Annotated in this window: 13 protein-coding genes; 4 read left to right on the forward strand and 9 right to left on the reverse strand. The window is 44.6% G+C overall.

Annotated elements, in window-relative coordinates:
• Positions 1-98: 98 nt before the first annotated feature.
• Positions 99-836, reverse strand: coding sequence for a YebC/PmpR family DNA-binding transcriptional regulator (locus CIB36_RS06080; protein ID WP_093988633.1), 738 nt, complete (start codon positions 834-836; stop codon positions 99-101).
• A gap of 187 nt (positions 837-1,023) precedes the next feature.
• Here CIB36_RS06080 and CIB36_RS06085 point away from each other — a divergent pair, with 187 nt between their 5' ends.
• Positions 1,024-1,191 (forward strand): hypothetical protein, encoded by a 168-nt coding sequence (locus CIB36_RS06085; RefSeq protein WP_158662597.1) that lies wholly within the window; start codon positions 1,024-1,026, stop codon positions 1,189-1,191.
• A 59-nt stretch (positions 1,192-1,250) separates the two neighbouring features.
• On the opposite strand, the gene CIB36_RS06090 is transcribed toward CIB36_RS06085, so the two are convergent.
• On the reverse strand, positions 1,251-3,704 hold the full coding sequence (locus CIB36_RS06090; protein WP_093988635.1) for a YfhO family protein: 2,454 nt from the start codon (positions 3,702-3,704) through the stop codon (positions 1,251-1,253).
• Positions 3,705-3,889: 185 nt separating this feature from the next.
• Between CIB36_RS06090 and yfbR the strand changes: the two genes are divergently transcribed.
• Genes yfbR through CIB36_RS06105 form a run of 3 tightly spaced genes read left to right on the forward strand, consistent with a single transcriptional unit; the run spans position 3,890 to position 6,362 of the window.
• Complete coding sequence (yfbR, locus tag CIB36_RS06095; RefSeq protein ID WP_093988636.1) at positions 3,890-4,501, forward strand: 5'-deoxynucleotidase; 612 nt, start codon at positions 3,890-3,892, stop codon at positions 4,499-4,501.
• A 51-nt stretch (positions 4,502-4,552) separates the two neighbouring features.
• A complete protein-coding gene (locus tag CIB36_RS06100) occupies positions 4,553-5,932 on the forward strand; it encodes an exopolysaccharide biosynthesis polyprenyl glycosylphosphotransferase (protein ID WP_203226432.1) in 1,380 nt (459 codons plus the stop codon).
• A 25-nt stretch (positions 5,933-5,957) separates the two neighbouring features.
• A complete protein-coding gene (locus CIB36_RS06105; protein WP_093988637.1) occupies positions 5,958-6,362 on the forward strand; it encodes a hypothetical protein in 405 nt (134 codons plus the stop codon).
• A gap of 26 nt (positions 6,363-6,388) precedes the next feature.
• Here CIB36_RS06105 and CIB36_RS06110 read toward each other — a convergent pair whose 3' ends face one another.
• The 7 genes from CIB36_RS06110 to CIB36_RS06140 all read right to left on the reverse strand — a co-directional run bounded on the left by CIB36_RS06110 (position 6,389) and on the right by CIB36_RS06140 (position 12,980).
• Entirely contained in the window at positions 6,389-7,348 is a 960-nt protein-coding gene (locus tag CIB36_RS06110; RefSeq protein WP_093988638.1) for an ATP-binding protein, read from the reverse strand.
• A gap of 15 nt (positions 7,349-7,363) precedes the next feature.
• The gene (locus CIB36_RS06115; protein ID WP_158662598.1) at positions 7,364-8,275 is read right to left on the reverse strand and encodes a DnaD domain protein; all 912 of its coding nucleotides are present in this window, start codon (positions 8,273-8,275) and stop codon (positions 7,364-7,366) included.
• Positions 8,276-8,379: 104 nt separating this feature from the next.
• Entirely contained in the window at positions 8,380-9,033 is a 654-nt protein-coding gene (locus CIB36_RS06120; protein ID WP_093988640.1) for an HAD family hydrolase, read from the reverse strand.
• 65 nt (positions 9,034-9,098) lie between these two features.
• On the reverse strand, positions 9,099-10,304 hold the full coding sequence (locus tag CIB36_RS06125; protein ID WP_093988641.1) for an aspartate kinase: 1,206 nt from the start codon (positions 10,302-10,304) through the stop codon (positions 9,099-9,101).
• 54 nt (positions 10,305-10,358) lie between these two features.
• Positions 10,359-11,255: a homoserine kinase gene (gene thrB / locus CIB36_RS06130; protein ID WP_093988642.1), complete on the reverse strand. Its 897-nt coding sequence runs from the start codon at positions 11,253-11,255 to the stop codon at positions 10,359-10,361.
• Between the two features lie 15 nt (positions 11,256-11,270).
• Positions 11,271-12,521, reverse strand: a complete 1,251-nt coding sequence (locus CIB36_RS06135; protein WP_093988643.1) for a homoserine dehydrogenase — start codon at positions 12,519-12,521, stop codon at positions 11,271-11,273.
• Between the two features lie 24 nt (positions 12,522-12,545).
• Positions 12,546-12,980, reverse strand: a complete 435-nt coding sequence (locus CIB36_RS06140) for an ACT domain-containing protein (protein WP_093988644.1) — start codon at positions 12,978-12,980, stop codon at positions 12,546-12,548.
• Positions 12,981-13,068 lie beyond the last annotated feature (88 nt).

The following is a 13,068-nucleotide window of genomic DNA, read 5'->3' on the forward strand; positions in this document are numbered from 1 at the left end:
ATCGTTTTTGTCCTATCTTGGATTTCTATCAGCTTCATAGTATTTTGATCTCCCCATAAAAATCCGCCGAGCGCAGTCAGCGGCCGGCGGAAAATCAGCTATTCCTCTTCTTCCTGGTTCTCCCAGTTATGGAATACGTTCTGTACGTCGTCATTTTCTTCCAACGCATCCAGCAAAAGGTTCATTTTCCGGATATGCTCCGGATCATCCAGTTGGGTATAGGTGCTTGGAACCTGCTCTACTTCCGCAGAAACAATGGTATAGCCTTTCCCCTCTAAAAATTCACGGACATTGCCGCATTCAGCCGGTATAGTTTCAATTTCAACTGCTTCTTCGGTAAAGTCGAAATCCTCTACCCCAGCCTCCATGCAGTCTTCCATTACCTTTTCCTCGTCCAGACCGTCGTTTTCCAGAACAATAACCCCTTTGGTAGAGAACATATAAGATACGCATCCGGTCGTTCCAAGGTTGCCGCCGAATTTATCAAAATAATGGCGCACTTCACCCGCAGTACGGTTTTTATTATCTGTCAGCGCCTCTACGATAACTGCGACGCCGTTCGGCCCGTACCCTTCATAGACCATGCTTTCATAGTTATTTTTATCATCGCCGCCGGCAGCTTTTTTGATAACGCGTTCAATGTTATCATTCGGCACGTTATTTTGCTTTGCCTTGGCAATCAAATCACGAAGCTTTCCGTTTGCCGCTGGATCTGCGCCGCCCTCTTTTACAGCGACCATGATCTCACGGCCGATCTTGGTAAAAACTTTTGCACGCTGCGCGTCTGTTTTTCCCTTTTTATGCATGATATTTTTCCATTTAGAATGTCCTGACATAAAGAAACCTGGCCTTTCTCATTATTTTACATTTTCTCGACAATATATTATACATCATTTTGTCCGGTAGCGCAAGTATGCTTTTCAGAAACAACAGAAATACGAAATGACGTTTTATTATTTTACAAAATTTTCATGTGATAAATCCCTTGAGTTTACAAAAACTAATTTCGTCAAAGAAAATTCTTTGGCAAACAATAAAAACGAGGTGAAAACCATGTCTGCGAAAAATAACCGTTCTAACAATCTGCAGGATAAAAACAACCCGACATCCTGCCACAAGAAAAATCAGGCACAGAACAAGAAACAGAATCCGAACGCGCAAAACCAGTTCAACGAAAACGACTGCCGTTAGGATCCTTCAAGATTTCCCCTCAATAAAAATAAGACAGGCGGGCAAATTGCCCGCCTGTCTTATTTTGGTATTTTGCCGATAGATTTTACAGCATTGATATATGCCGCTCCCGCCTGAGTGATCTCCTTTTGTTCCGCATACGGCAAGCGATGCCGGTGTGGTTTTACCCTTGCCTGCGGGTTCCTTTTCCGGTATCTGCGGATCATCAGCCAGTAGCCGGCCAGCAGGATCGCTCCAATCAAGGTGACTGCTCCTCCCTCATACAATCCGGGAGTACGGTAACGGAAGGTGATCGTGTTATCTCCAGCCGGTGCTCTGACTGCCATAAAGCCTACGTTTGCCTTCACGATCTCAGCAGGCTCTCCATTGACATAAGCGGTCCACCCGCTTTCATAAGGTACGGAATAAAAAACAAGGTTCTCCCGATCCAAATGGATTTCAGAGGTAAAGCCGTGCGTATCATAGGTAAATTTTGTACCGGCAGAAACCGCGCGTTCCTGACAATTTTTTAGATATTCCTCTTCCGTCAACTCCGGCATTTCATTTGCGGGAAGCACCGGAAGGATGTCCTGATGCTTTTGGGCGTCTTCATCGGAGAGGACCAGCGCTTTGAGCATCAGCTTATCCATACTGGAGGACAGGTAATCCTCTGTAACAGAACTGTCTGCGGCATAATCGTAGGTGAAGCCCATCGGGATAAAGTACTGGTTTTCATAAACGTTTAAGCCATTTTGTACGCCTGTCAATTCAAATCCATAAAGGGAGGGCTTTTCCTCCTCATCTGTTTCGCAGAAAAGATATTTTACGCTTGTCAGCGCACGAAGTCCATAGCTTCCTAATTCCGGCCGGGAGGCGACATCCCGCTCCACATCAATGGCCTCATAAAATTCCATAATTGAGGCTGGAATGATCGAATGAAAGCATTGGATGGTAGACATGTCCCAATACATCGGCATATTATCTAAAAGTTCATATTCATCTACCCGGTAAAACCCGCTTTGGTCCAAGTCAAACTGGTCTTTCCCCTTGATCCCCTGCTCCACCACCAATTCATAGATATTGGTGGAAGCATGCTGTTTCCCCGTTCCTATTATCAGCATAGTGCTCACTACTGAAATAAGGCAGACAAACGCAACCGCCTGACGGTAAAAAGCGACGGTATGACGAGCCTGGTAATACAAGATCCAAAGCAGTAAAATGGAAAGAACTGCAATCAGAATATATGCCCAAAAGCGCTCCGGATACGGCTCAAACTGGAACCATTTTACATGTCCCTCTTCATCCTTGGTCGGTAATATCCCGATCAGGGAGAATCCCGCGACCATAACAGAACAAAACTTGATCCCAAAAGAAAAATCCAGCTTGACATCCTGCAACGCAAGACAGGTCGCCAAGCACATCATCAAAACCGGCATATAAAACCACCGGGCATAATAGCTGGAGTTAAACGCATAGAACGAGCTGTTCAGCACCGGAACAAGCGCCATGACCCCGCAAATGACCAAGATCCGTTTTAACCAGTGTTTTTTCGCATATCTGCAAAAAACCGCCACCCCGCTCATACTGAAGAGAGGCAAAAACGCGGAAACAGAAGACCATTTAGAATTAGAATCCGGGAAAAAGTTGGGGCGCGATGGAATATCCGGCGGGAAAAACAGGCTTTCCAGAATCAAGCCGTACCGCTGCACATTGTTATATAAAAGCAGATCCATCCCATAATGCATGGTGCTGGTACGAGGGTTGTCCATGATCGCCAGCGCGGAGGGCAGCAGGATCACGCATGCCAGCAGTACCCCAACTACTGCCTCGAAAAACAGAAGCAGGAATTTGCGGATATTCATCCGAAAGTCCGGAGAAAAACACCGCAGGACAAAATAAATGACAGTAAAGGTGACCTGCCCAAAAAAGAAAAAGTAATTGATCACTGCGCAGAAGCCCACAGCTAAGGCAAAACAGCCCCGTCTGCCGTTTATAACAAATTCTTCCAGCGCAACTAACAGCAGCGGGAACGCGATCACCGCTTCATGGAAGTGATTGAAAAAGATATTGAACTGGTTAAACCCGCAAAACGCGTATAACAGCGCACCGATAATTGCATAATAGTTATTTTTAGTAAAGCGCTTTAAAAAGGCGAAACCGGTCAGCCCGGCGCAGGCAAATTTTACGATCAAAAGCGGCCCCATCAAAAGCGGAACAATATTGCTTGGGAACAGCAGTGTAAACAGGAAAAATGGGCTTGTCAACAGGTAGAAGGTATAAGAACCGATAAAGTTTGTGCCAAGGTCAGTCCCCCAGTCCCAGAAAATATTTCCGTTTCGTACCGCGTCATGCGCGTGTAAGTAAAACGGTATCTGCTGGGCGTTAAAATCCCCGTAATACAAAAAATATCCGTGGTCATAAATCATAAATGGCAGGAAGATCACCGCCGCCGTGATCAGACTGATCACAAAGATATTCCAATAATCATTTTTAAAAATAAAGATCCTTCTCTTTGCCTGTAGTCCTTGTTTCATTCAAAGAAATCCTTTCCCAACACTTTTTAGAACGTAGTATTTATTATAACATAATTTTCCTGAAAAATTGTGAAAACTTTTTATCATAGTAACTTTTTATTCTTTTCACGATTTTTACATAGACTTTTCCTGATAATTATACTATACTAAATTCAATAAAAAACTTGGCGGAAAGGCTGAAAAGGATGGAAAATAATTTTTATTCAATGGTGCTTCGGATGAAACATGTTGACCGCTGGGGCTTGATGAGGAACACTTGGAAAGAAAGCTTGTCCGAACACAGCCTTGATGTGGCGGTCTTGGCACATGCACTGGCAGTACTGCGGAAAAAGCGTTTTGGAAAAGAAGCTGATCCCCATCGGGCTGCTGTCCTCGCTTTATTCCATGACGCAAGCGAAATCATTACAGGCGATTTGCCCACCCCTGTGAAATATTATAACGACGAAATCACATCCGCATACAAAAAGATAGAGGAAACGGCAAGCCATTCCCTGCTTTCCTTCCTGCCACAGGACCTTCAGCCGGATTACGAGCCTCTGCTGATCCCCCAGAAAGAGGACCAAGAACTGTGGGTACTGGTAAAAGCTGCCGATAAATTATCGGCGCTGATCAAGTGCTTGGAAGAGGAAAAAGCCGGAAATTTGGAATTTTCCGTGGCAAAGGAAGCACAGCTGAGGGCGCTTCATCAAATGGAACTGCCGGAAGTTGAATTATTTTTATCTGAATTTTTATCAGGGTTTACGAAAACATTAGATGAACAATCTTCTACTGTGGTTGAAAAAAACGGGCAAAACTGATATAATAATTAAATATATATCAACATCAATGACGATCCGGAGGGGTTACGTTTGAAACACCGCGCTCAAAAGTTCCAGCGAAGCATTGTCTTCCTATTAAAGATATTTTTATATTTTGTGTTGTTTTCTATTTTCTTCCTGCTTTTCTCGATCGATTATCCTTATATTTTGAAATTGTCCCGTACCGCCGCAATCACTATGGTCACCTTTGTGGTTTTGGGCACCGCTTTACTTTCCGTTTACGGCGGGTATGCAATCGGCAAACAGAAAAGCAAGCCGATCATCCATTCTATGGTATTGGCCACGATCATTACCGACCTCATCACTTATCTTGAGTTTTGTATCATGAATGCCAGCCCGGCAAACAACTATGCATTCCGTTTTGCAGCGCCGGAAATACTATTGCTTATTGTGGTGTTGCAGGTAATTTTTATTATCATCTGGGCTTATGTGGGAAATTATATTTTCTTTACCATGAATCCCCCAGAACAGGTATGCATTATCACTTCCTCCAAAAAGAGCCTAAACCAGGTGTTGCCAAAGATCCGAAAATACAAAAAACAGTATCAAGTCAAAGATATTATTGATTATACCTCTGAAGACATCTATCTTGCTATCGACCGCAATGATACGGTGTTTTTATACGATGTCCCAGTCCGGGAACGTACCTATTTGATCGAATATTGTTACGATCACATGAAAAACATCTACTATAATCCGGAAATCTGTGATGTTGTGGCAGTGAATGCCAAGCATGTCGTATTAGATGATAAATCCTTTGTTTCTCTGGTTATAAAGGATCTTTCCTTTGAGCAGCGTTTTGTAAAGCGGATGATCGATCTTCTGCTCTCAACGCTCGGATTGATCATCTCCAGCCCGATTTTGATCATTTCCGCAGTTGCTATCAAAATCTGCGACCATGGGCCGGTCTTTTTTAAGCAGAAACGGGCAACAAAAGACGGGCGGATCTTTGAGGTTTATAAATTCCGTACCATGAAGGAACATGTAGAAAACGTCTCCGCGAAAGAAGACGACGACCGGATCACTTCTGTCGGAAAGGTTTTACGCAAAACCCGCATGGATGAACTTCCACAGATCTTCAACATCTTAAAAGGCGATATGAGTATCGTAGGTCCACGTCCGGAAATGATGGAAAACGTCTTAAAATATACCCGTGAGCTCCCTGAATTTGCTTACCGCCTGCGGGTAAAAGCGGGGCTGACTGGATATGCGCAGATCGTTGGGAAGTATAATACCTCACCAAAAGACAAGTTGTTTTTAGATTTGATGTATATCGAAAATTACAGTATTTGGCTGGATATCAAGCTGATCTTCCAAACCTTGATCGTCTTTTTAAAAACAGACAGTACCGAAGGCTTCAAGGAACAGCCGCAGATCGAATTCGTCAAATATGATCCTTCTAAAAAGTAACGAACGGAAAAGAAGCATGTAAGCTATGAAAACGAAAAAGATATTTTTAATTTTGTGGCCTGTCCTTGCGCTGATATTAGAAGCCTTGCCAACTGGTGCAGTATTATGTTTCGCAGTTTCCCCTTCCGAAAAGATCCGGAAAACCTTTTCTTATTTCAGCCTAACGGTTTTTGGAAACGCCAATTTTGGTCCTTTGATCACCGCCGTTTTATCCTGTATCCTGCTGATCTTAGCTGTTTTGTTGCTCGTCACACAACGGCGCGGTTTTGCTCTAGCTCTTTTTGATTGTTCTATTGCCGCCTTTATCATCTCCCTGTTTCCAATATTGTATGGAATGGAGTTCTACTCGTTAACAGGCGCTGGAATCAGTTTTCTCATTGCGGCTGAGATTGTAACGTCAATGCTGTTTCTAAAACAAAAATCCGAATAAAAAAGCGCGGGAATTCCCGCGCTTTTTTATTTCCATAACTTTTGCTGCCGAATATCTGTCCCACAGAACTTCAGGCATTTATACAAAGTCATTAACCGGGAGCTGACCCGCTCCCCATATCTGTTCTCGATCTGCTTAGGTAAAAGGTTGGTATTGATGATCGTCGGCTTTCCGGCATTCAGGCGGGCGTTGATCAAATGATAAAAAATAGAGGTGTAAAACGCGCTTTCATATTCCGCGCCCAGATCATCCAATACGAAAAGATCTGTTTCCAGAATCGTTTCTGTTGTATTCGCACCCTCCTCCCCTTTTCCAAAGCGTTCATCCTGTATTTTGGAAAAGAAGTCCTGCGCCGTTCCGTAAAGGGCGGTATATCCCTTTTGGATCGCCTCATGTGCAATAGCAAGGGACAGATGCGTTTTTCCCAGCCCAGTGCGCCCAAACATCAAGATACTTGGGGAACGCAAGGAAAAACCCGCCGCATAAAGCTTGCAAAAATCAAAGATCTTCGACATGGTCTCCAAATCTTCCCCTTGGTAATACCCCAGTTTAAAATCGTCAAAATGGCAAAGGGTCATATGGGTGGAACGGTTAAAATCTTCTGCGGCGATCTGACGTACCAGCGTATTAAAACACTGACAGCGTTCCCCTTGCGCCGAACCTGTATCCCGGCAATTTTCACAGTGGAATTTTGTTTTTAAAAAATCTCTGGGCAACTGATGGGATTGCAGTAGATCTGCAATTTTTTCCTGTACCGCTAAGTTTTCACTGACTATTTTAGGCATGATCTCTGAAATATCCGCAGAATGGGAAAGAACCAGCTTGGTAAGTTTGATGGTCGATTGCGCCATCTGGTCTTCCAGATCCAAAATCTGCGGAATCTTCTCCAGTGCAAGGTCTCTCCTGCGTTTTGCGTCCATCAACGCCTCCTGACGCCTCTGATCCAGCACATGATATGCCGCTTCATAAATTTCTCGTTTCGTCATATGGAATGTTCACCTCTAATCCAATGTGGGGACATTATCCCAGTAGCGCTCCAAAAGATCGATGTCATAGGATTTTTCAGAATCCCCTTCTTTTACAGGACGTTTTCCCCCATCCTTTTGCTCGATCTGCTCCAACGTATGAAGCCCTTTTTGATGCCAATTTTGTAAAATTTTATTCATATAAGCAAGCGCCGCCTTGCCGGTATTTTTTACGGTGCGTTCATAAGCAAGCTGGATCACATCTAATTCAAAATGGTATTCCTCCAGCCAAATGCGAATCCATTTTTCCTCAGATGGGATCAATTTTCTGTCTGCGATCCCCAGCAGCTTCTGCACTTGCTTTTCCTTTTGCTGATAATCAGTCACACGTTTTAAAAACTCTTCTACGGCGGTGTGACTGGTGATTCCCTGTTCATACCAGTTGATACAGACCTTTTCAATGTAACGGATATCCCGTTTTTCATTTTTTACCGCATATTGGATCGCCATAATGATCACATCCGCCGGCAAACGGTAGTATTCATAAATATAGGAAATCGTTTTAATATCGGTCGAGGTCACGGTCCGGCCCAGGATCTGTTCCATTTCCCCAATTAAAAAGCGCAGTTCTGAATCATTCAGAGAGGAAACCGCCGGTTGTTTTGCCGTATGCACCATATGTACAGCAGGTTGTTGTTCTGGGACAGAGCGTTCGGTAACATGCAGTACTTTTTTTTCGATCCAGTACTGCAGCGAGGCGGTGACTACCTCCTCTTGCAAGTTCAGCAGGTTAGAAAGCAGCGAAACGCTGTACTCCTTGTCGGGACTTTTAAAAATAAGCAGGATGACCTTCAGGTAGTCGGAAGGGATATGTTGCAGATCCTCGACAACCAGGCTTGGAAGAGAAAAATTATTTTTGAAATTTTGAAAGTTGATTTGATAATTCACAAGGGGCCTCCTGTCGTTTTTTCTTCCATTCCAGTATATCATAAAGATCTGCGATGCGCAAACAATAAGAAAAGAACGCCTGCGTAACATCAGGCGTTCTTTTCTTATTGTTTTGTAATCCATTGGTATATTTCTTCCGCAGAATCGGTGTATAGATCCGCTTTTTCTTTCAGAAAAGCCTTACGTTCGCCATATCCCCACAGTACGCCCACAGAATAAATATTAGCACGGTGCGCTGTAGCTATATCGATATTGCTGTCCCCGATCAGAACGCATTCCCTGGAGGAAAAGCCCTCCCTTTCCTGAAACAACAAAAACTGCTGTGGGTCCGGTTTGGGCGGAAAATTCTCATGGTTCCCCAAAACAGCCGCAAAAGAGAATTCCGGAAGCAGCCTTTGCAGCATCTCCTGCACAAATAAAATCTGTTTATTAGAAAAAACAAACAACTGAATCCCTGTTTCAGTCAGTTTTTTGCACAGTTCATGGATGCCGGGATAAAGGTGTGTCTTGTCACAGAAATGCTTTTCATAATATGTATCAAACCCCTGTTTCGCTTGCACCAGCAAATCCTCGTCTTCAACCGGGGCCATCGCGCGGCGGATCAATTCATAAACGCTGTCCCCCATATAGCTTTGCACTTCTTCCTCGCTCCTTGGCGGGCAGTGGATCTGTGACAAGCCAAAATTCACCGCATCTGTCGCGTCTGTCAAAGTATCCGCTAAGGTACCATCCATATCAAATCCAACATACCGAATCATTACTTTCTCCTTATAAAACGTACCATTATTTCATTTTTGAAATAATGGTACGAAATAAATTTTTATTAGAAATCGAATGCATTGTGGATCGCTACGACTGCCTGTTTTGCCTTTTCAGAATCTACCAGCACAGAAATTTTGATTTCACTGGTAGAGATCATGCGGATATTGATCCCGGCCTCATACAAGGCTTCAAACATTTTAGAAGCGACCCCTGGGTTAGACTGCATCCCAGCGCCAACGATAGATACTTTGGAAACAGAGTCATCCATTTCAATATTCTGAGCCTGAATATAATCTTTTTCCTCCTTCAGGCATTCCAAAGCCAGATCCTTCTGGTTAAGCGGAACAGTAAAGCTGATATCTTTTGTTCCATCACGGCCGATAGACTGCAGGATAATGTCAACATTGATTTTCTTCTTTGCAAGGGTGGTGAAAACCTGGAACGCGATACCCGGACGGTCCGGCAGCCCGATCAATGCGATCCGCGCGATATTGTCGTCCTTTGCAACCCCTTTAATCAACATTTTTTCCATTTTGATTACCTCCTTAACCTGTGTTCCCGGTTTTCTTTCTAAGCTGGATAATACTTCTAATTTTACGTTATATTTTTTTGCCATTTCTACAGAACGGTTGTGCAGGACCTGCGCGCCAAGGGTGGCAAGCTCCAGCATCTCATCAAAAGAGATCTCGTCAAGCTTAACGGCATTCTGCACAAGTCTTGGGTCAGCTGTGTAAACGCCGTCAACATCGGTATAAATCTGACATAGGTCGGCATGCAGGGATGCTGCCAGTGCAACCGCACTGGTATCGGAACCGCCGCGTCCTAAGGTCGTGATATCATCATAGCGGTTCAAGCCTTGGAAGCCTGCAACGATCACGATATTTTTCTTATCCAATTCCCGGTGGAGTCGTTCCCCTTCGATCCGGCGGATACGGGCGTCGCTGTATTGGGAATTGGTGACAAAGCCTGCCTGCCAGCCGGTCAAGGAAACGACCGGATATCCCATACTTTCAATCGCCATTGCCAGCAATGAAATCGAAATTTGTTCCCCGGTAGAAAGCAGCATATCCATTTCTCTTTTTGACGGATTTGGATTGATCTCCGCCGCCTTTTCGATCAGATCGTCTGTTGTGTCGCCCTGTGCCGATACGACAACTACCACATTATTCCCTTTGTCATAGGTTTCGGTAATAATATTGGCAACATTAAAGACCCGCTCTTTGTTGGCAACTGATGAACCTCCAAATTTTTGAACTATCAAACCCATATGATTGACCTCCTAAATTTATGTAATGAAAAAGAATTTTCTATTATCAATCTATTATTCTAGCGCAACTCTTGTGCCTAGGTTATCTATGGATAATTTGAATATTTTCCATGCTGAAAGCCCCAATTCATCCAGATAACGGCGAACTTCCTGTTCAAAGCCATAATTCTGAGTGCTGACGATAGACATCAAGGTGGGACCCGCCCCGCTGATATAAGTCCCGTAAGCGCCCAAAGCGTAAGTTTTATCAAAAACATCCTGTGCATGGGGAATCAGCTTCATTCGGTAAGGCTGGTGCAGCTTGTCTGTAACCGCAATCCGGATATTCTCGTATTTCCCTTGCAGCAAAGAGGCAGAAAATAACGCCGCCCGCGCCAGATTATACCGCGCATCCATGTGGCTCACCTGTTCCGGCAGGCATTGGCGGGCAAAGGTGGTGCTCAATTCAAAATCCGGTACAATGGCAAAGAAATCCAAATGCCGGTAAATTTCCTGTTTGACCCAATGGACTCTCCGGTTCTCTTCGTAGACTGATGTCACGATCCCACCCAGCAACGCCGGTGTGGTGTTGTCGGGGTGCCCTTCGATTTTCGCCGCAATATCCACCAATTCATCGGTGTTAAACGGAGAACCTAAAATCAAATTTGCCCCGTACAGCCCCGCAATGATACAGGCAGAACTGCTTCCAAGCCCCCGGGTCATCGGGATATTGTTTTCCTGCCGGATTTTCATTCCAGTCAAAGGCTTTCCGCATAAATCAAACAAATGCTTCGCAGAGCTGAAAACCAGATTGCTCTCGTCAGTGGGGACCTCGATCCCATCAACAGAAGAGATCTCAAGCTGGTCGCTTTTCCCGATCCACACATAGTTATACAGGTTGACCGCCAAACCCAGAGAATCGAATCCTGCGCCCAGATTTGCGCTGGTAGCAGGGATCTGTATTTTTAACATAGACGAAGCCACCCTTTAATAATTCAAGATACGGATCTTATTGACCAGATAAATGTTTTCCGCGGACAGGATCTGCTCTTTCTCCAAAAGATCCCGTTCTAACATATCATTTACCACAAATGCAAGTTCATTCTCCGGCTGTTTGGGGCGTGACAAATATCTGACCTCGCCAAACTGTTTCTGGATTTCTTTGACAGCCTGCTGTTTATCGGTATCGCAGGCAGACAAACGGATATAGTAATCACAGCGGGTGTTTCGGTAATCAACTACATAGTTTACACCGTCATCCTCCCAAGTCAGGGCCGCTGTTGTGCCTTTGGCTTTAGCAACATCAATAACGTCTGCCACCACAGCGCTTGCAGTCGGCAGTTTCCCGGCGCCCCGTCCATAGAATACAACGTCCCCTGTCGCGTTCCCGCGGACCAAGATCCCGTTAAACACATCGCTGATTCCTGCAAGCTGGCTCTGTTTATGTAACAGCGCAGGGCTTACCATACATAAAACATGCCCCTGCTCGTCCACTTTCTTCACTCTGCCGATCAGTTTGATCACGCAGTCGTTGCTTTCAGCATAGTCGACATCCTCCAATGTGATCTCGCCGATCCCCTGTGTCGGAACACTGTCAGGATAGATATGCTTTCCGTATGCCAAAGAAGCAAGGATACAAATCTTGCGGCAGGCGTCGTGCCCGTCTACATCAGCAGTGGGATTTTTTTCCGCATAGCCCAGAGCCTGCGCCATTTTTAAAGCGTCCTCAAACGGCATTTGCTCAGAGATCATCTTCGTCAGGATAAAGTTGCTGGTACCGTTTAAAATACCGGCGATCTCATCGATCTGATTCGCCGCCAGACAGGAATGGAGCGGACGGATGATCGGGATCCCGCCGCCGACGCTTGCCTCGAAATAGTAATTGACATTGTTTTCTTTTGCAAGCCTCAATAACTTGGCGCCTTTTGCCGCTACCAGTTCTTTATTGGAGGTAACCACGCTTTTTTGATGTCTTAAAGCCGCTTTGCTGAAGTCATAGGCTGGGTTGATCCCCCCCATCACTTCAACTACAATAGAAATTTCCGGATCATTTAAAATATCCGCATAATCTTTCGTAAATTTATCCGCATAGGGTACGTCAAAATCCCTTAAATCCAAAATGCGCTTTACATAGACGTTGTCCCCCACATTTTTTGCGATGTATTCCTGATTGGTCTCAATTACTTCTACCACTCCGGAACCAACCACCCCGTGTCCTAATACCGCAATGTTGATCATTTTGCCCCTCAAGCCTTTCTGTTATTATATTTGTTTTGACTCTACTACCCCTGAAATCTTCCGCAAGTCCTGCCTCAGTTCCGTCAGGTTCGTCTTCTTTTCATTGACCCGTGTCGTAATAGTCACATCCGCGACCCCATCGACCGGAAGATTTTGATTCACTGTTAAAACGTTGGCATGGTGACGATGAAAGACCGAAAGGACCGAAGACAGCATTCCCGGTTCATCGCTCAGGCGCAGATATAACGTGATCGTCTTTTTAGTCGTTTTTTCTTCATATAGAAAAACACAGTCTTTATATTTGTAAAAAGCACTTCTTGAAACATCTACCATTCGGCAGGCCTCTGTCGAGCTTTTTGCAATCCCCTTGGAAAGCAGCTTTTTGGCTTCCAGCACCTTAAAAAAAACGCCGGGAAGCACAGAAGCATCTACTAAAATCAGCTGTGGTTCCATGTCCATATCAGTCCACCACCTAAAAACATTTGTACATTAAACGTGTACACTATATCATGGATCCCACAAAGACACAAGGCGTATTTTAAGAAAA

It is taken from the genome of Massiliimalia timonensis (assembly GCF_900186585.1).
Taxonomy (GTDB): domain Bacteria; phylum Bacillota; class Clostridia; order Oscillospirales; family Ruminococcaceae; genus Massiliimalia; species Massiliimalia timonensis.

Bases quoted from the DNA above. Each gene is read 5' to 3' on its own strand.
- CIB36_RS06080 (WP_093988633.1), bottom strand. From the start codon at position 836: ATGTCAGGACATTCTAAATGGAAAAATATCATGCATAAAAAGGGAAAA.
- CIB36_RS06090 (WP_093988635.1), bottom strand. From the start codon at position 3,704: ATGAAACAAGGACTACAGGCAAAGAGAAGGATCTTTATTTTTAAAAAT.
- yfbR (WP_093988636.1), top strand. From the start codon at position 3,890: ATGGAAAATAATTTTTATTCAATGGTGCTTCGGATGAAACATGTTGAC.
- CIB36_RS06105 (WP_093988637.1), top strand. From the start codon at position 5,958: ATGAAAACGAAAAAGATATTTTTAATTTTGTGGCCTGTCCTTGCGCTG.
- CIB36_RS06110 (WP_093988638.1), bottom strand. From the start codon at position 7,348: ATGACGAAACGAGAAATTTATGAAGCGGCATATCATGTGCTGGATCAG.
- CIB36_RS06120 (WP_093988640.1), bottom strand. From the start codon at position 9,033: ATGATTCGGTATGTTGGATTTGATATGGATGGTACCTTAGCGGATACT.
- CIB36_RS06125 (WP_093988641.1), bottom strand. From the start codon at position 10,304: ATGGGTTTGATAGTTCAAAAATTTGGAGGTTCATCAGTTGCCAACAAA.
- thrB (WP_093988642.1), bottom strand. From the start codon at position 11,255: ATGTTAAAAATACAGATCCCTGCTACCAGCGCAAATCTGGGCGCAGGA.
- CIB36_RS06135 (WP_093988643.1), bottom strand. From the start codon at position 12,521: ATGATCAACATTGCGGTATTAGGACACGGGGTGGTTGGTTCCGGAGTG.
- CIB36_RS06140 (WP_093988644.1), bottom strand. From the start codon at position 12,980: ATGGACATGGAACCACAGCTGATTTTAGTAGATGCTTCTGTGCTTCCC.